The sequence below is a fragment of the Marinobacter profundi genome (genome assembly GCF_002744715.1).
GTDB classification, from domain to species: domain Bacteria; phylum Pseudomonadota; class Gammaproteobacteria; order Pseudomonadales; family Oleiphilaceae; genus Marinobacter; species Marinobacter profundi.
This window is the reverse complement of the sequence record NZ_KZ319373.1, coordinates 72,861-89,777: the sequence shown is the minus strand read 5'-3', so window position 1 is coordinate 89,777 and position 16,917 is coordinate 72,861. Positions and strand designations below refer to the sequence as shown.

General features: G+C 62.8%; 15 protein-coding genes. 3 read left to right on the top strand and 12 right to left on the bottom strand.

The features are described 5' to 3' along the window. Nucleotides 1-22: 22 nt before the first annotated feature. The 10 genes from CLH61_RS13590 to CLH61_RS13545 form a co-directional block, all read right to left on the bottom strand. The gene (locus tag CLH61_RS13590; protein ID WP_099615301.1) at nucleotides 23-1,201 is read right to left on the bottom strand and encodes an ATP phosphoribosyltransferase regulatory subunit; all 1,179 of its coding nucleotides are present in this window, start codon (nucleotides 1,199-1,201) and stop codon (nucleotides 23-25) included. Between the two features lie 183 nt (nucleotides 1,202-1,384). Continuing rightward, nucleotides 1,385-2,260: a protease modulator HflC gene (gene hflC, locus CLH61_RS13585; RefSeq protein WP_099615300.1), complete on the bottom strand. Its 876-nt coding sequence runs from the start codon at nucleotides 2,258-2,260 to the stop codon at nucleotides 1,385-1,387. 2 nt (nucleotides 2,261-2,262) lie between these two features. Beyond that, nucleotides 2,263-3,456 (bottom strand): FtsH protease activity modulator HflK, encoded by a 1,194-nt coding sequence (gene hflK / locus CLH61_RS13580; RefSeq protein ID WP_099615299.1) that lies wholly within the window; start codon nucleotides 3,454-3,456, stop codon nucleotides 2,263-2,265. A gap of 77 nt (nucleotides 3,457-3,533) precedes the next feature. Further along, complete coding sequence (gene hflX / locus CLH61_RS13575) at nucleotides 3,534-4,844, bottom strand: ribosome rescue GTPase HflX (RefSeq protein ID WP_099615298.1); 1,311 nt, start codon at nucleotides 4,842-4,844, stop codon at nucleotides 3,534-3,536. A 128-nt stretch (nucleotides 4,845-4,972) separates the two neighbouring features. Continuing rightward, complete coding sequence (gene hfq, locus CLH61_RS13570) at nucleotides 4,973-5,224, bottom strand: RNA chaperone Hfq (RefSeq protein WP_099615297.1); 252 nt, start codon at nucleotides 5,222-5,224, stop codon at nucleotides 4,973-4,975. A 20-nt stretch (nucleotides 5,225-5,244) separates the two neighbouring features. Continuing rightward, nucleotides 5,245-6,306 carry a tRNA (adenosine(37)-N6)-dimethylallyltransferase MiaA gene (gene miaA / locus CLH61_RS13565; protein WP_099615296.1) on the bottom strand — a complete coding sequence of 354 codons (1,062 nt, stop codon included), beginning with the start codon at nucleotides 6,304-6,306 and terminating at the stop codon, nucleotides 5,245-5,247. Between the two features lies 1 nt (nucleotide 6,307). After that, the gene (gene mutL / locus CLH61_RS13560; protein ID WP_099615295.1) at nucleotides 6,308-8,197 is read right to left on the bottom strand and encodes a DNA mismatch repair endonuclease MutL; all 1,890 of its coding nucleotides are present in this window, start codon (nucleotides 8,195-8,197) and stop codon (nucleotides 6,308-6,310) included. A gap of 185 nt (nucleotides 8,198-8,382) precedes the next feature. Beyond that, on the bottom strand, nucleotides 8,383-9,762 hold the full coding sequence (locus CLH61_RS13555) for an N-acetylmuramoyl-L-alanine amidase (protein WP_099615294.1): 1,380 nt from the start codon (nucleotides 9,760-9,762) through the stop codon (nucleotides 8,383-8,385). A gap of 45 nt (nucleotides 9,763-9,807) precedes the next feature. Further along, entirely contained in the window at nucleotides 9,808-10,308 is a 501-nt protein-coding gene (tsaE, locus tag CLH61_RS13550) for a tRNA (adenosine(37)-N6)-threonylcarbamoyltransferase complex ATPase subunit type 1 TsaE (protein WP_099615293.1), read from the bottom strand. Nucleotides 10,309-10,313: 5 nt separating this feature from the next. Continuing rightward, nucleotides 10,314-11,879, bottom strand: a complete 1,566-nt coding sequence (locus CLH61_RS13545; RefSeq protein ID WP_099615292.1) for an NAD(P)H-hydrate dehydratase — start codon at nucleotides 11,877-11,879, stop codon at nucleotides 10,314-10,316. 119 nt (nucleotides 11,880-11,998) lie between these two features. Between CLH61_RS13545 and queG the strand changes: the two genes are divergently transcribed. After that, entirely contained in the window at nucleotides 11,999-13,063 is a 1,065-nt protein-coding gene (gene queG / locus CLH61_RS13540; RefSeq protein WP_099615291.1) for a tRNA epoxyqueuosine(34) reductase QueG, read from the top strand. Here the strand turns inward: queG and orn are convergent. Next, complete coding sequence (gene orn / locus CLH61_RS13535; protein WP_099615290.1) at nucleotides 13,058-13,600, bottom strand: oligoribonuclease; 543 nt, start codon at nucleotides 13,598-13,600, stop codon at nucleotides 13,058-13,060. The two genes, queG and orn, sit on opposite strands and share 6 nt — an antisense overlap. Before the next feature lie 258 nt (nucleotides 13,601-13,858). Here orn and rsgA point away from each other — a divergent pair, with 258 nt between their 5' ends. Next, nucleotides 13,859-14,914 carry a small ribosomal subunit biogenesis GTPase RsgA gene (rsgA, locus tag CLH61_RS13530; RefSeq protein ID WP_099615289.1) on the top strand — a complete coding sequence of 352 codons (1,056 nt, stop codon included), beginning with the start codon at nucleotides 13,859-13,861 and terminating at the stop codon, nucleotides 14,912-14,914. 109 nt (nucleotides 14,915-15,023) lie between these two features. Further along, a complete protein-coding gene (gene asd, locus CLH61_RS13525; RefSeq protein WP_099615288.1) occupies nucleotides 15,024-15,884 on the top strand; it encodes an archaetidylserine decarboxylase in 861 nt (286 codons plus the stop codon). Nucleotides 15,885-15,935: 51 nt separating this feature from the next. Here the strand turns inward: asd and epmA are convergent, their stop codons facing one another. Continuing rightward, the gene (gene epmA, locus CLH61_RS13520; RefSeq protein ID WP_099615287.1) at nucleotides 15,936-16,916 is read right to left on the bottom strand and encodes an EF-P lysine aminoacylase EpmA; all 981 of its coding nucleotides are present in this window, start codon (nucleotides 16,914-16,916) and stop codon (nucleotides 15,936-15,938) included. Nucleotide 16,917: the final 1 nt, after the last annotated feature.

The following is a 16,917-nucleotide window of genomic DNA, read 5'->3' as shown; positions in this document are numbered from 1 at the left end:
GGTTCCGGGGCCCGCAGGGACCTCAGGAAATTGGTTCCACAACCCATTGCCCGCCCTGCTGGACCAGAACCCGGTCACAGCCGCGGGTCGCGGGGTCGGTTTCGTCATCGGGCAAGGCCTGGATGACGGTATCAGTCAGCCGCAGGCTGGCAATCGCGGACGCCAGGGCCGGATCCTTGCTGACCGGCGCCCAGATTGCCCGGACCGGTTTGCGGGCCCGCTGGCCCAGGGAAACCAGGGCCCGGATGTCCAGGCTGAAACCGGTCGCCGGCCGGGCGCGACCAAAGTCGCCGCCGATAGCATCGTAACGGCCGCCCTTGGCCACCGCGTCACCATGGCCCGGAGCATAGGCGGCAAAAACCAGTCCGGTGTGATAGTTGTAGCCGCGAAGTTCGCAGAAGTCGAAACCGTAACCGACTTCCGGGAAATCCCGGGCCAGCATCGCAGCCACCCGCTCCAGCTGGTCCAGTGCCCGGATCAGGTTATCCGGCGCACCCTGCAGCACCTTGCGGGCCTCTGTCAGCGCTTCCGGGCCGCCGCTGATGCGTGCCAGCTCCCGCAGACGGCCGCCGGCAGAATCCGCCGCGCAGCCGCCCAGCAGCTCATCAAGTTCCGGTACCGACTTGCGGGCCATGGCGTCAAAGATCCGGTCTTCAGTATCACGGTCGAAACCGGCATCACCGATCAGTGACTCGTAGATTGCCACATGGGCGAGATCCAGGTGGATCCGCGGCATACCGGCCACCCGCAGGGCTTCCAGCATCAGGCTGATGACTTCCAGGTCCGCGGATTCGGACGCGCTGCCAAACAGTTCACAGCCGGCCTGGATCGGCGTCCGGCCGGTCAGCATATGGCGGGGCCGGGTATGCAGTACATGACCGGCATAGCACAGGCGGGTGACGCCGTCTTCACGCAGGGTGTGGGCGTCGATGCGGGCGGCCTGGGGCGTCATGTCGGCGCGCACCCCCATCATCCGGCCGGTCAGCTGGTCGGTGAGTTTGAAGGTTTGCAGCTCCAGATCATGGCCGGTGCCGGTAAACAGGGATTCGAGGTATTCGATCAGCGGCGGGATCACCAGCTGGTAGCCCCAGCGTTGGCAGGTGTCCATTACATCCCGGCGCAGTGATTCAATCTGTCCTGCCAGCGGCGGCAGGATATCTTCCACGCCATCCGGCAATAACCAGCGATCAGAAACTGTCATGCGATTCTAGTGTCCGTTTTGACCCCGGCGCTGACGCCAGTGCCGGAAATTCAAAGGATTGAGGGCCAGGCCCGTAGCAGTGCGGAAAAACCAGACCAAAACCGGCGGAATTTTACACTGTTGGCACACACAAAAAAACCGGAATACCCAAGGTATTCCGGTTTGTTTCACCCGCTGCGGTATTTACTGACCGCCCTGGGGGTCGTTCAGGAAGCGCAGGAACTGGCTGTCCGAGTCGATCACCATGATGTCGTCCTTGCTGGAGAACGCCTTCTGGTAAGCCTGCAGGCTCCGGTACAGGCTGTAGAACTCCTCGTCGGCACTGTAGGCGTCCGCATAGGTCCGGGCCGCCTGGCCGTCACCCTCACCGCGGGTTTCCTCGGCCTGGGCAAAGGCATTGGCCAGAACCACGGTGCGCTGACGATCGGCATCGGCACGGATACCCTCGGCCAGCTCGCGGCCACGGGAACGGAATTCCTGGGCCAGCTTCTCCCGCTCAGTGGCCATCCGGCGATAAACGTTCTCGCTTACCTGGCCCGGCAACTCGATGGCCTTCACGCGGATATCCACCACTTCAATACCGAACTCGGTGACCGAAGTTTCGTTCACCCGATCCCGCAGGGTGTGCATCAACTCATCACGCTGTCCGGACACCACCTCATGCATGGTACGGATACCGAACTCGTCCCGCAGACCGTTATCCACCCGGGATGACAGCAGCGACTGGGCACGGAACTCGTCACCACCGGTAGAACGGTAGAACTCATCCACATCGCGGATTTTCCAGGCGATGTAGGAATCCACATCCAGCGGCTTCTTCTCCACCGTCAGGTACTGACGGGACGGCAGATCGGTGGTCAGTACCCGGACATCGAACAGACGCACCTGGTCAACCACCGGCGCCTTGAAGTGGATACCCGCCTGGATGTCGGTCTCGATCAATTCGCCGAACCGCAACAGGACACCGCGGTGGGTTTCCGGAATGATGAACACGCTGGACCACACCAGCAGGACTACAATGAGGGCGCCTGCAAGACCCACTACGCCTTTAGGTCCCATGATTATCTCCCCCTCCGGGCGGTCGTATCCTGTCTGCTCTGCAGCTCACGGATGACCTGGTCAGTCAGTGATTGGATGTCGGGCTGGTCCGTACTGCCGGAACCATCGCTGGTACTGCCGGACTGGGCTGCGCCCTGGCGGTTGACCAGGCGATCAAGCGGCAGGTACATCATATTGTTGCTGCCCTCGGTATCCACCAGCACCTTGCTGGTTCTGGACAGCACACCCTCTACCGCATCCAGGTACATGCGCTCGCGGGTCACGGCGGGCGCTGTCTTGTACACCGCCAGCAGTTCCAGGTAACGGGCCGTCTCACCGCGGGCACGGTCGATCACTTCCTGCTTGTAGGCTTCGGCCTCTTCGATCATGCGCTGGGCGCGACCGCGAGCCTCCGGAACCACCTTGTTGCGGTAGGTTTCCGCCTCTTCCTTCAGCCGCTGCTCGTCCTCGCGGGCCCGCTGTACTTCACGGAACGCGTCCTGCACGGGCGCCGGGGGCTGGGTACTTTCAACGTTCACCCGCACGATTTCGAGGCCGGTGCCGTACTCCTCAAGAAACTTCTGCAGACGCTGCTCCACCCGGACACCGAGTTCGGCACGACCTTCCGTGAGCACCTGGTCGAGCACCGAGCTGCCCACTTCGTGGCGCAGCGCACTGTCGGTGGCAAAGGCCAGCGCCTCGTTGGAATCCCTGACGTTCAGCACGTAGTCCCGGGCGTTGGACACCCGATACTGGACCTGGAGATCCACCGACACCAGGTTTTCATCCTGGGTCAGCATCTGGCCGCGGGACTCCGCATTACGCACACTGGTGACCCGCACCTTGGTGACATCGTCAATCAGCGGCACCTTGAACCGGAGACCGGGATTTTCAGTACGGTTGTACTCGCCGAAGCGCAGCACCACCGCCCGCTCCTGTTCGTCCACTGTGTAGAAGGACTGGAAAATGACATAGCCAACAACAAGGATGCCGGCAATGGCCAGGATGGCCCCGAAGCCGCCACCGCTGCCGGAGGCGCCGTCACCGCCGGAGCCGGACTTGCCGCCCTTGCCGCCGAGGAGCTTGTTGAGCTTGTCGAGACCGCGCTTCAGTGCCTCGTCCAGGTCTGGCGGACCCTGATCATTGCCGCCACGACGACCACCGGTTCCCCAGGGATCGTTATCGTTGCGGTTACCACCCGGTTCATTCCAGGCCATAATTTTCTCCGTTCCAACTTGTTCGAATGGCTGCAAATACTAGGGATTTATCCCCGCCCCGGCAATAGCCGCGGGGTTTATTCGCCCCCGGCCACTTCGTCGGCGCTCAGGCGAATGTCTTCCGGTCTGACCCCGGCACGACTGAGCAGCTGACGCCAGTCCCGGTTCTGCAGACGAACTTCCACCACCGTATCACCGCTGTCGGTATGCCGCTCGCCCAGCACCGACCCGGTCTGATGCAGCAGCGCCCGCAGCTTGCCATCCTGCGGACCGAGCAGGACAAACTGGTGAATCACGTCTTCCGCCAGCCGTTCGACCATGGCGTCGAACAGTTCCGTCATACCGGCACCGCTCACCGCGGAAACCCAGACCCGTACCGGCACCCCGTTCTCGTCCCGGTCGATGCGCGGGGTGAAGTCCTCCAGCAGGTCAATCTTGTTGAACACCTGCATCATCGGCCGCTCGTCGGCGCCGATCTCGTGGAGCACTTCATGAACCTGCTCCATATTCTCATCCCGCCGCTCGTCATGGCAATCAATGACATGGAGCAGCAGTGACGCTTCGGTCGTTTCCTCCAGCGTGGCCCGGAAGGCCTCCACCAGCTTGTGGGGCAGATGGCGAATGAAGCCTACAGTATCGGCCATCACCACCGGCCCGATGTCCGGCAACTCAAGCCGCCGCAAGGTCGGATCGAGGGTCGCGAACAGCTGGTTTGCAGCATATACGCTGGAAGTTGTCATTCGGTTGAACAGGGTGGACTTGCCGGCGTTGGTGTAACCCACCAGGGAGATGGTGGGAATGTCCGCCCGCTGGCGGGCACGGCGCCCCTGATTCCGTTGCCGGCGCACTTTCTCGAGGCGACGGTGAATGGACTTGATGCGCTCACGCAACAACCGGCGGTCGGTCTCGAGCTGGGTCTCACCCGGACCGCGCAGGCCGATACCACCCTTCTGGCGCTCCAGGTGGGTCCAGCCCCGCACCAGACGGGTCGACATGTGCTCGAGCTGAGCCAACTCGACCTGGAGCTTGCCCTCGTGGGTGCGGGCGCGCTGGGCAAAGATATCGAGAATGACCCCGGTCCGGTCCAGCACCCGGCACTTGAGCTCCCGCTCAATGTTACGCTCCTGGCTGGGGCTCAGGGCGTGATTGAACAACACCACGTCTGCCTCATGCTGGATCACCGCCTCGTGGATTTCTTCCAGCTTGCCTTCGCCGACAAACAGCCGTGAGCTGGGCTGGTTGCGTTTGCCGGTAACCATGGCAACCGCTTCCACACCGGCCGAGCTGACCAGCTCGCGAAACTCGCCAGGATCTTCCGATTCATCGTGGGATGAGAAATCGATGTGAACCAGGACCGCCCGTTCACCTACATCTGGACGTTCAAACAAGGGCGCGCAACTCCGCAATTTTGGTGGGTGAATTAAACGCAAAGACCCGCGGGCCCGGCCACTCTGATGAGAGTATGACGGGAACGCGGGCTTCGGGAACTACCTGTAACCGACAATGATCCGCTGGATCAGTCCTCGGCTTCATTTTCTCCGGCCGGATTTTGCTGCGGAATGCGCACATTCCGGGCAGGCACGACGGTGGAGATGGCATGCTTGTATACCATCTGGCTGACAGTGTTCTTCAGCAGGATGACAAACTGGTCAAATGACTCGATCTGGCCCTGGAGCTTGATGCCATTCACGAGAAAGATGGAAACCGGAATGCGTTCCTTGCGCAAGGCGTTGAGGTAAGGGTCTTGTAAAGAGTGCCCTTTTGACATGTGTGTTCTCCTGTTAATTATTAATGCGGATCGTCATTGGTAAAACTAAATGTGGTTGCACGCCTGATAAATTTCAAGGCGGATTCAGCAATTTGCCCGTCACCCGAGTCGAGCCACTGTACATCGGGCCACTTCCGCAACCAGGTCAGCTGGCGCTTGGCCAGTTGCCGGGTCGCTGCAATACCTTGCGCCACAAAGCTGTCGTAGTCACACTCACCGGCCAGGTAGGACCAGGCCTGACGGTAACCAACGCAGCGCATGGAGGGCAGTTCGGGATTCAAGTCTCCCCGCGCCATCAGGGACCGGACTTCGTCCAGGAATCCCTGGTCGAGCATGGCCAGGAAGCGCTGGCGGATCCGGTCATGGAGGATCCGCCGCTCGGCAGGGGCGACTGCAAGCTGCACCACAGTATACGGAAGCGATGACGATTCGTCTGCCTGCCATTGGGTGAAATAGGGGTAATCCTTGATAACACTTTCGGCTACCCCGGACGAAGCCGCCACACCCTCGCCCTGCCAGAACCCGGAAATGGGCTTGCCGGTCAGTCGGATGACCTCCACTGCACGCATCAGGCGCTGGCGGTTGTTGGGATGAATACGGGCCGCAGCGATGGGATCCATGCGGGCCAGCTCGTCATGCAGCGCCTGCCAGCCGCGCTCCCCGGCTTCCGCCTCGATCTGCGCCCGCAATTCGCGACTGGCCGATGGCAGGTCCGACATGCCACTCAACAGGGCCTTGAAGTACATCATGGTGCCGCCCACCAGCAACGGAATACGGCCGGCACGGGTGATTTCCGCCATCTCCCGCAACGCATCGCGGCGAAAGTCCGCCGCGGAGTACCGTTCGGCCGGATCACAGATGTCGATCAGCCGGTGAGGAGCCCGGGCCAGCTCCTCCGCCGTTGGCTTGGCGGTGCCGATGTCCATGCCGCGGTAAATCATCGCGGAATCCACGCTGATGATGTCGCAGGGCAGCCGCTCGCACAGGCGAATGGCCAGATCGGTCTTGCCGGAGGCGGTCGGCCCCATCAGAAAAATGGCTGGTGGCAGCGCATTACCGTCCGCAGGTTTGCCAGCGGTCATCTCAGCGGCCCCGCAGGAACAGTTTGTCGAGCTCGGACAGCGTCACCAGGGTCCAGGTCGGCCGGCCATGGTTACATTGCCCGCTGCGCTCGGTCGCCTCCATGTCCCGCAGCAGCGAATTCATCTCCGGGATGGTGAGCTGGCGATTGGCCCGCACCGAACCGTGGCAGGCCATGGTGCCTAACAGCTCGTGGGTCATTGCCTCCACCCGGTCACTCTGACCATGCTCGATCAGATCCGCCAGCACATCCCGCACCAGCTGCTCGGTGTCTGCCCCTCGCAGCAGCGAGGGCACCTGGCGGACCGCAAGGGTTTCCGGGCCAATACGCTCCACCGCCAGACCGAGGCGCTGGAGCTCATCCTGGCAGGATTCCGCCAGGGCCGCCTCCTTCTGGCTCACCGCCAGCGAAACCGGCACCAGCAAGGGCTGGCTCTTGAGATCCTGGGCAGCCAGCGCGCGCTTCATGCGCTCGTAAGTGATGCGCTCATGGGCAGCATGCATATCCACCACAATCAGCCCCTGGCGGGTCTGGGCCAGGATGTAGATGCCATGGAGCTGGGCGATGGCATAACCCAGCGGCGGCTCCTCATCGCCGGAGACCGGCGGCGTGGGGCTGGCAACGGCGAGATCGGTCGCCGCCGGCATGGCCATGCTGTCGGCACCGGCCGCGCCACCGCCCTGGTTAAGGGACTTATAGAACGCCATCTGGTCCTGCGCCTGCCATTGCGGCTGGGGCGCACTGTAGCCTCCCCCCAGTGCCATCGCCGGCTGACGTGCCGCAGCGAGATCCGGTTGCGAGCCGAAACCGTCCCCCCGGGACGGGGCCTGGTTCTGGCCGGCTTCCCGGCCGAATGACTGGGCGACGGCACCGCGCAGGTGGTCATCCGGCCTTACCTCCGCCAGCGCCCGGTGCAGGGTCCGGAAAATGAAATCGTGCACCAGCCGGCCATCACGGAACCTCACCTCGTGCTTGGTGGGGTGTACATTGACATCCACTGTGGCGGGATCCACTTCCAGGTACAGCACGAACGCCGGGTGCCGATTGTTGTAGAGCACATCGCGATAGGCCTGGCGCACGGCGTGGGCCACCAGCTTGTCGCGGATCACCCGACCGTTGACGAAGAAGTACTGCAGGTCCGCCTGGCTGCGGGAAAATGTCGGCAGGGCCACCCAGCCCCACAACCGCAGGCCGGTAGCCTCGGCGTCGATAACCACGGCATTGTCGATGAACTGCTGGCCGCACAAAGCGCCGATCCGGCGCTCCCGGTCCAGGGGCGTCGCCGCGGGACGCAGGCTCTGTACCACCTTCTGATTGTGACGCAGGGTAAAGCCGGCATCGAAGCGGCTCAGCGCCTGGCGGCGCAGGCATTCTTCGACATGATTGAATTCGGTTTTCTCGGTGCGCAGGAATTTGCGGCGGGCGGGAGTGTTAAAGAACAGGTCCCGCACCTCCACCGTGGTGCCCACCGGATGGGCTGCCGGGGAAATCCGCGCATCCATCTCCCGGCCTTCCACCTCGACCCGGGCTGCAGCTTCCTGCTCCGCCGTCCTGGAGGTCAGCGCCAGCCGGGACACCGAGCTGATACTGGCCAACGCCTCGCCGCGAAAACCCAGGGAGGCCACCGCTTCAAGGTCATCAAGACTGGTGATTTTACTGGTAGCATGGCGGCTCAGTGCCAGCGGCAGATCCGCTTCTTCGATGCCGGAACCGTCATCACGCACCCGGATGAGTTTGGCGCCGCCCTGCTCGATATCAACATCGACCCGGACGGCGCCGGCGTCCAAGGCGTTTTCTACCAGCTCTTTGACCACCGACGCCGGGCGTTCGACTACCTCACCGGCGGCGATCTGGTTGGCAAGACGAGGGGAGAGTAACTTGATGCTGGCCATGGATCAGGGCTGCCTTTGCGCTTGGAGACCGGGTTTGCGAATCAGGATGGCGGTAACGGTTGCCCGCGCCCCGCATTCGCTAGCCCGCCATGATAACAGATGCACAAGCGCGCACTAACCCCGGGCAGCTTGCCGCCCTGACCACTGCCAGTGCAGCGGCATGGACCCGCCTGCAGCAGGCCCGCTCAGGAAGCCGGGATACGAATGGTCTGGCCCACGATAACCTGGTCATCGCTGAGCCCGTTATAGCGCATCAGCTCACTGACCGTGGTCCGGTTTTCCCGGGCCACCGCAGACAGGGTATCGCCGCGCCGGATACGGTACTGGTTAGCCGCGGAGCCATTACCACCCTGGCGTTTCTGCCACGCCAGCAGGGTTCCGGGGGGCGGAGTCTGGCTGAAATGTTCATTGATGCCGTCAAAAACCGCCCTCGCCACTTTCTGTTGATAGCGGCTGCTGGCCAGGTTCTTCTCCTCCTGGGGATTGGAGATGAATCCGGCTTCCACCAGGATGGAGGGGATATCCGGGGACTTCAGCACCACGAACGCTGCCTGTTCCACCCCTGATTTATGCAGGCTGGTCACCCGGCCAAGGCGATTAAGCACATGACCGCCGACACCGATACTGGAATTGATACTGGCGGTCATCGACAGATCCAGCAACACCCCGGCCAGCATGTCGTCCTTGCCATCAAGGGATACGCCACCGGAACCGCCGATCAGGTCCGAACGGTTCTCGCTTTTTGCCAGCCAGCGCGCCGTCTCACTGGTCGCCCCGCGCTGGGACAAGGCAAACACCGAGGCCCCGCGCGGTTGTGGAGTACGGAAGGCATCCGCATGAATCGAGACAAACAGATCGGCGTTGTGCTTGCGCGCCATCAGGGTGCGGCTGCGCAGGTCAATGTAATAATCCCCGGTCCGGGTCAGCTTGGCGGTATAACCCGGCTTCTGGTTAATCAGCTCGGCAATGGTCCTGGCCATGCGCAGCACCACGTCCTTCTCACGGGTGCCGCGAGGACCAATGGCGCCGGGATCTTCACCGCCATGACCGGCATCGATGACCACCACGACGTCACGTTTGCCGGCGTCGTTATCCGACAGCACCGGTTGCGGCGGCCGGACCGCTGCGCCACCGCCGCCCTCTTTGACCAGGTCAACCACCAGGCGGTGGCCATACTGCTGATTAGGCTCGAGCTGGAAACTGCGGGGTTTGATATCCGTTTCCAGGTCCAGCACCACCCGCAGGTCAGACCCGTTGCGGGGTGCACTGCGGATGCGCCTAATAGGACTGCCGGACAGATCAAGACGGTCGAAATCGGCTTTCAGCGAGGCATTGCTGATATCAATGACCAGCCTCGCCGGAGACGACAATGCAAACACCTTGTGATCGACGCTCGCCGAGGTATCCAGCACCAGTCGGGTGTGGTCCGGCGCAGGCCAGATCCGCGCACCTTCAACAGCACTCCCTGCATAGGCCGGCAACGCCAGCGCAACGGCCAGCGCCAGGCTTGTCAGGCAGCCGAGCCATCCTGACCCGCTGCGCCATTTCTTGCTGAACGATCTCATCTCATATACCCGCTCAATCGTGTCTCCTGACTGCCGCCCCGGGGCTCAGCCAGCGCTGTCCGGCGCTGCTGCAGACGCCAGCAAGTCCAGCACCCGCTGACCCGCGGCGGACCCCGCCAGCAACATTGCCTTCCGGCCGCGCCCCTGGCGCTGCAGGCGAACCACCAGGTCCGCCGGCGGCAGAATACCGGCACCCCGTTCTGCCCACTCGATCAGACAGACCGCAGCACCGCTGAAATAATCCCGGATCCCCATGTACTCAAGCTCTTCCGGATCGCCCAGTCGATAAAGATCAAAATGAAACGTGGGCGGCTGCAGGTGTTCGTAAGGCTCAACCAGGGTATAGGTGGGGCTCTTGACCGCCCCCTGATGCCCCAATCCCCGCATGAATCCGCGACTCAGGGTGGTTTTGCCCATCCCCAGGTTACCCTCAAGAAACAGTGTCAGGCCCTGACCGCTGGCAATGACCGCCCGGGCCAGCCGTCCACCCAGGGCAACCGTAGCCGCCTCGTCTGCCAGCTCAAGCTCCATTGCCTGTTCCGCCATAATTGTCACTCTCCGGCTCCCGGGTCGCACTCTGCACCCGCCACTTCCGCTGCAGCGAGCAGGGAAGGTATTGTCTTGATCATGTCCGTTGGCAACAGCCCCATGTACCCCTGCTGTTGCGAGGCCTGGCAGGCCGCCGCCAGATGCAGTGCAGCCGCCATGGCAGCCGCCTCCGGAGCGTCGCCCAGCTGCGCCAGCAGGCTGCCGGCGAGCCCGCTGAGCACATCACCCATCCCGCCCGTTGCCATGCCCGGATTGCTACCACTGATGATGATGGGTAACGCGCCCTCGGTGGCAATCACCGTCCCGGCACCTTTCAGCAGCACCGTACCGCCAAAACGCCGGGCCAGCGCCTGAACCGAGCCCAGCCGATCCGCCTCGATATCCGCCACACTGACGTCCAGCAACCGTGCAGCCTCTCCGGGATGAGGCGTCAACAGGTGATCCGTGGCACGCACCGGAACCCGCCGCGCCATCAGGTTCAGGGCATCGGCATCCAGCACCTGGGGCTTGCCGCTGGCCAGTACCTGCTGGAGCATCTGCTGCCCCCAGGCCCCCTGACCAATGCCCGGCCCACAAACCACGACCGAGGCCTTGTTCAGCAAGGGCGCCAGCTCAGAGCCATGAATCAGCCCCTGCACCATCACCGAGGGACAGCGGACCAGTGCCGCCGTGACATGCTCCGGGCGGGTGGCCAGGGTCACCAAACCGGCGCCGGAGCGCGCAGCAGCCTCGGCAGCCAGCAGCCCGGCACCACCGTAGCCGCGGTCTCCGGCGACAATCAGTACATGACCAAAGCGGCCCTTGTGGGCAGTTGCCGACCGCCGTGGCAGGCCTGCCTGAACACTGGCCCAGTCCAGCCGGCGAGCGACCGGTTGCTGGCCACTGCGACCGATCTGGTCCTCCGTATCCAGCGCCTCGAAGACCACGGCGCCGCAATATTCCGCACCCTGCCCGGTAAACAGACCGGCTTTCAGGGCAATAAACGTTACGGTGACGGACGCCCGCACCACCGCTCCCGGCGCAACTCCGGTGGTGGCATCCAGCCCGGAGGGCAGATCGATCGCCAGCACCGGTTGGCCAGCCAGGTTACAGCGGCGAATCAGCTCATCAAACGGGGCCCTTGGCGCGCCACTGGTACCTGTTCCGAGCATGGCGTCGACCACCAGGCCACAACGGGCAAAAACCGCATCCCGGGCCACCTCGTCAAGGTCGCTCCAGCGCTGCACCATGACGCCGTCAGCGATCGCCTTCTGATAGGCCGCGCGGGCATCCCCCTGTAACCGGTCCGGATCCGAAACCGCCACACAGTCCACTTTCATACCGTGGCGGCGGGCATTGGCCGCCACCAGGTAACCGTCGCCACCGTTGTTACCGGCACCACAAAGCACCAGCAACAAACCGGGCTCAGGCCAGACCCTCACCAGCTGCCGAAACGCCGCACTGGCGGCCCGTTGCATCAGATCGAAGCCGGGAACCCCCACTTGCTCAATGACATAGCGATCCACCGCCCGCACAGCATCGGCTGTGTAGAGCAACTCTGGTAAGCTGTAAACACCAGAACCCAGCATGCAGTGGTAGCCCCGCTACAGAATTCAGTTTAAAAATTATGTCCAGATCTCTGTAAAGCATAGCAAAAGCAGAAAAAAGGTCATAACTTAATCAAATTAAACTTGCCTTAGTTTGCACCATGACCAGACCCGACGACGACCAGCTAACCAATCTTCCCGAACAGATCCACCAATGGGCCCTGGAGCTGGGTTTCAGCGACACCGGCATCACCCTGCCGGACACCGGGCCCTACGCGGACCGCCTGCAGGCATGGCTGGCCAACGGCTTCCACGGTGAAATGTCCTACATGGCGGATCATGGCGACAAGCGCTACACCCCGGAATCACTGGTACCCGGGACGGCCCGGGTCATCAGTGTACGGATGGACTACCTGCCCTCCCCCGACCGGCCCCGGGACACCCTGACCGACCCGCAAAAAGCCTACATCTCACGCTATACCCTGGGGCGGGACTATCACAAGCTGATGCGCAAGCGCCTTGCCAGCCTTGCCCGACAGATCGACGACGCGGTATCCGGGTACGACTACCGGGCGTTCGTGGACAGTGCGCCAGTCCTGGAAAGAGGGCTCGCCCAGCGGGCCGGGCTGGGCTGGATTGGCAAGAACACCATGCTGCTGACCCGCAAGGCCGGCTCGTTTTTCTTTCTCGGGGAGATTTTCACCAGCGCGCCACTACCCCTGAGCGAGCCCTACGACAATGACCATTGCGGCCGCTGCAGCGCCTGCCTCGACCTCTGCCCGACCAACGCCTTTGCCGGCCCCCGGGTGCTGGATGCGCGACGCTGCATCAGTTACCTGACCATCGAGCTGAAGGGCAGCATCCCGGAAGAATTGCGGCCGCTGATGGGCAACCGGGTGTTCGGCTGTGACGACTGCCAGCTGGTGTGCCCGTGGAACCGCTTCAGCAAGCCCACGGCCGAAGCGGACTTCCAGCCCCGCCATGGCCTGGACAACAGCGAGCTGGCAGAGTTGTTCCTGTGGTCCGAGGCTACCTTCCTTAAACGCACGGAAGGCTCAGCCATCCGCCGCACCGGCTACGAAGGCTGGCTGCGCAACCTGGCGGTCGGCCTGGGCAATGCCCCTTCCATCATTCCGGTGATTGAGGCACTCAAGCAGCGGGCCGACTTCCCGTCTGAAATGGTGCGGGAGCACGTCCAATGGGCGCTTGCCCGCCACGGCTTATAACCGGAAGAAGTGCTCGCGATAGTGCTGTAACTCGGCGATGGAATCGCGAATGTCATCCAGCGCCAGATGTGAGCCCTTTTTCCTGACCCCCGCCAGCACGTCCGGCCGCCAGCGCCGGGCCAGCTCCTTAACCGTACTGACATCCAGGTTGCGGTAATGGAAGAAGCCTTCCAGCGCTGGCATGTACTTCACCAGAAAGCGGCGGTCCTGGCCGATGCTGTTACCGCACAGCGGCGACTGCCCGGGCTCGACATGCTGCTGCAGGAACGCCAGGGTCTGCTGCTCGGCTTCGGCCTCGGTAACCTTGCTGTCTTTGACCCGCCGGGTCAGCCCGCTCTCGCCATGGGTGCGGGTACACCATTCGTCCATCGCGTCCAGCAGGCTGTCCGGCTGATGAATGGCAATAACCGGCCCCTCCGCAATAATATTGAGCTCGGCATCGGTGACGATGGTGGCCATTTCGATAATGCGTTCTTTATCCGGATCGAGACCGGTCATTTCCAGGTCAATCCAGACCAGGCGGCTGGCGTCTGCCATGTTTTTCTCCAGGCTTTTCAAATTTGGCGGTGGGCGGCTGCAGGATGCGTTTCCCGGGGCACGCTACAAGCACATCCATGTGCGCTTGAGCTCCGGCCATCCATGGCCTCCGACAGCCCCGGGAAACGCATCCTGCAGCCACCCTGCGAATTTCTGTGCAGCCCGCCAGAGCGTACCAAAAGCAAGCTGCAGTTAAACGGTTAGGGTATGATGTCACACCAATACGCAAGCTGACATCAGGAATCACTGCAGACCTCTATGGCAAAACGGCGACTGAACAAACAGCAACAGTTTCGCATCCGCAAGATCCAGGACGAACGGGCGGCCCGGGCGGCCCGCAAGGAGCGGAAAATTGACGAACAACTGGAAGCCGGAGACCTAGGGGACGAGCAGGCAGGGTTAGTCATCGCTCACTTTGGCCAGCAACTGGACGTCGAAGCGCTGGAGGGCGAACGCAAGGGCCGGGTTGTGCGCTGTTTTGTGCGGGCCAACATCGACAGCCTGGTCACCGGAGACCGGGTCATCTGGCGGCCGGGTTCCGGCGAAACCGGGGTAATCGTGGCCCGCTCCGAGCGCATGTCGCTGCTGCAGCGACCCGACAACTTCGGTCAGCTCAAGCCGGTGGCGGCCAACATCGACCACATCATCCTGGTGATCGCGCCGGAACCGGAACCCCACGACAACCTGATTGACCGCTACCTGGTTGCCGCTGAAAACACCGGCATTCCGGCCGTGCTGCTGCTGAACAAGACCGACCTGATCAATGAATACAACCAACCCCTGATCGACGACCTGCTACAGCGCTATGAGAACCTGGGCTACCTGGTGGTGCGCACCTCTGCCAAAGCCTCCGGCAGCGAACCGGCCAGCGAGGTCCAGGATCTGGTACGTGGTCGCACCAGCGTCTTTGTCGGACAGTCGGGGGTAGGCAAGTCTTCCATCATCCAGACCCTGCTGCCCCATGAGTCCCTCAAGGTCGGCGCATTGTCGGAAAGTACCGGCAAGGGCACCCATACCACCACCACCGCCAAGCTGTTCCACCTCGACTGGGGCGGCGACCTGATCGACTCACCGGGTATCCGGGAGTTCGGCTTGTGGCATATGACGGCGAGGGAGATCGAATACGGCTTTCGCGAGATTCGCGACCTGATCGGGCACTGCAAATTCCGTAACTGCCGCCATCTGGGCGACCCCGGTTGCGCACTGGAAAAAGCCGAGCAGGAAGGCCGGATCAGCGCCGAGCGACTGCACAGCTTTCACCGTATCCTGCAGGATATGACCGAGCAGCAGGCCCGCGGGCTGGGGCCTGGGTGACGAAATACCGCACCTCAGGCCAGTTGCCCGCGTAGTGGATCATTTCAATTCTCCACACCGCCGCCGTTTTGCTAGAATGCCCGCCTTTGAGTCCACAGGATCCTTTGTAATGTTCGACAAGCTGTTTGTAATGAGCCAGTACCTGACACCCCAGCTCACGGTGTCCCGGCTGGCGGGTCGCCTGGCTGACAGTGACCGTTCGCCGGCGATGCTGCAACGGGTGATCCGCTGGTTCATTGGTCGTTACGGGGTAAATATGAGCGAAGCCCTGGAGTCTGATCCGGCCGCCTACAGCAGCTTCAACGCTTTCTTTACCCGTGCGCTCAAGCCCGGCCTGCGCCCGGTGGATCCCGATGCTGCAGTGCTGGTCAGTCCGGTAGATGGCGCAATCAGCCAGCTCGGCACCGTGACCCATGACCGGGTATTCCAGGCCAAGGGCCAGTCATTCAGCCTGGTGGAACTGCTTGGCGGCGACCACCAGCGGGCGGAGGATTTTGCCGAGGGGGAGTTTGCCACTATTTATCTGTCGCCCAAGGACTATCACCGCATCCATATGCCGCTGGCCGGCACCCTGCGGGAGATGGTGTATATCCCCGGCAAACTGTTTTCAGTGAATCCCGCGACTGCGGAAAATGTGCCGGACCTGTTTGCCCGCAACGAGCGGGTGGCAGCGATTTTCGACACCGAATTCGGCCCCATGGCGCTGGTGCTGGTTGGCGCGATGATTGTTGGCAGCGTGGAAACCACCTGGGCCGGCATTGTGGCACCGGGCACCGGCCTGGTCACCTCGACCCGCTACGACAGTGGCGCCGATGCCATCCGGTTTGCCAAGGGTGAGGAAATGGGGCGCTTCCGCCTCGGCTCCACCGTTGTCCTGGTCATGCCGAAGGGTGTGGTTAGCTGGAACGAAGACCAGAAGCCCGGCAAGACCGTACGCATGGGCGAGGCATTCGGCCGCAAAGCGGGCTGAGTTGCCTTATGCCGGCACGGTCGAGGCCGGCATTCGCACAACCCCGATCGGTCAGGCCCGCTCGAACGGAAAGGCGAGTACATCGGCGATATCCCGGGTACCCAACTTGAGCATCAGCAGGCGATCCAGCCCCAGCGCCACGCCGGCGCAGCACGGCATGCCGGCGGCCAGGGCTGCCAACAGGTTCTGGTCTGCAGGCATCTCCACCTTTCCGGCCCGCTTGCGGGCTGCATTATCCGCTGCAAAACGCCGCGCCTGCTCGTCCGGGTCAGTCAGTTCCCAGTAGCCGTTACACAACTCGATCCCGTTGACATAGAGTTCAAAGCGGTGCGCGACGGGATAGCCGTCGCCATCGGTCGAGACCCGCGCCAGCGCCGCCTGACTGGCCGGGTAATGGGTGATGAACGTCGGACCGGAGCGCCGCAAGGCAGGCTCCACGCAGTAACTCATTAACAGGTCCAGATAGCCGTCACGCGCCATGCCCGGAAACTCTGCCGGATCCAGCCACTCTTCGCAGCGACGGGCAATCTCCCGGTCGGTGGCCGCAAACGGATCGATACCGGCATACCGCCGCATCACGTCACGATAGCTGTGGATCTCCGGCCACTCGCACTCCAGCCAGCCGGACACCAGCCGTGCTACTTCGTCCATCAGGTCGCGGTCATCGAAATCCGGACGATACCACTCCAGCAGGGAGAATTCCGGATTGTGCCGGTTACCCCGCTCGCCGTCCCGAAACACCCGGGCCACCTGAAAGATGGGGCCGGAACCGGCAGCCAGCAGCCGCTTCATGTGATACTCAGGAGAGGTTTGCAACCAGGCCGTGGTCGCCGGGGCCGCGGCTACCGGCAACACGCAGGCACGCACGCTGTCGATGTTGAGGTCGGAGGCACCGTGGTGGCCGAGCACCGGCGTTTCCACCTCCAGCACGCCCCGCTGTGCAAAAAAGCCGCGCACCCAGGCAAGCTGGCGTGCACGGCTTTCAAGCGCCTCCCGGCTGGCGGTCGGCCGCCAGGCAGCGACATCGGTCATG

Coding starts and splice junctions, on each gene's coding strand:
- CLH61_RS13590 (WP_099615301.1), bottom strand. CDS start 1,201: ATGACAGTTTCTGATCGCTGGTTATTGCCGGATGGCGTGGAAGATATC.
- hflC (WP_099615300.1), bottom strand. CDS start 2,260: ATGGGACCTAAAGGCGTAGTGGGTCTTGCAGGCGCCCTCATTGTAGTC.
- hflK (WP_099615299.1), bottom strand. CDS start 3,456: ATGGCCTGGAATGAACCGGGTGGTAACCGCAACGATAACGATCCCTGG.
- hfq (WP_099615297.1), bottom strand. CDS start 5,224: ATGTCAAAAGGGCACTCTTTACAAGACCCTTACCTCAACGCCTTGCGC.
- miaA (WP_099615296.1), bottom strand. CDS start 6,306: ATGACCGCTGGCAAACCTGCGGACGGTAATGCGCTGCCACCAGCCATT.
- mutL (WP_099615295.1), bottom strand. CDS start 8,197: ATGGCCAGCATCAAGTTACTCTCCCCTCGTCTTGCCAACCAGATCGCC.
- CLH61_RS13555 (WP_099615294.1), bottom strand. CDS start 9,762: ATGAGATCGTTCAGCAAGAAATGGCGCAGCGGGTCAGGATGGCTCGGC.
- tsaE (WP_099615293.1), bottom strand. CDS start 10,308: ATGGCGGAACAGGCAATGGAGCTTGAGCTGGCAGACGAGGCGGCTACG.
- CLH61_RS13545 (WP_099615292.1), bottom strand. CDS start 11,879: ATGCTGGGTTCTGGTGTTTACAGCTTACCAGAGTTGCTCTACACAGCC.
- queG (WP_099615291.1), top strand. CDS start 11,999: ATGACCAGACCCGACGACGACCAGCTAACCAATCTTCCCGAACAGATC.
- orn (WP_099615290.1), bottom strand. CDS start 13,600: ATGGCAGACGCCAGCCGCCTGGTCTGGATTGACCTGGAAATGACCGGT.
- rsgA (WP_099615289.1), top strand. CDS start 13,859: ATGGCAAAACGGCGACTGAACAAACAGCAACAGTTTCGCATCCGCAAG.
- asd (WP_099615288.1), top strand. CDS start 15,024: ATGTTCGACAAGCTGTTTGTAATGAGCCAGTACCTGACACCCCAGCTC.
- epmA (WP_099615287.1), bottom strand. CDS start 16,916: ATGACCGATGTCGCTGCCTGGCGGCCGACCGCCAGCCGGGAGGCGCTT.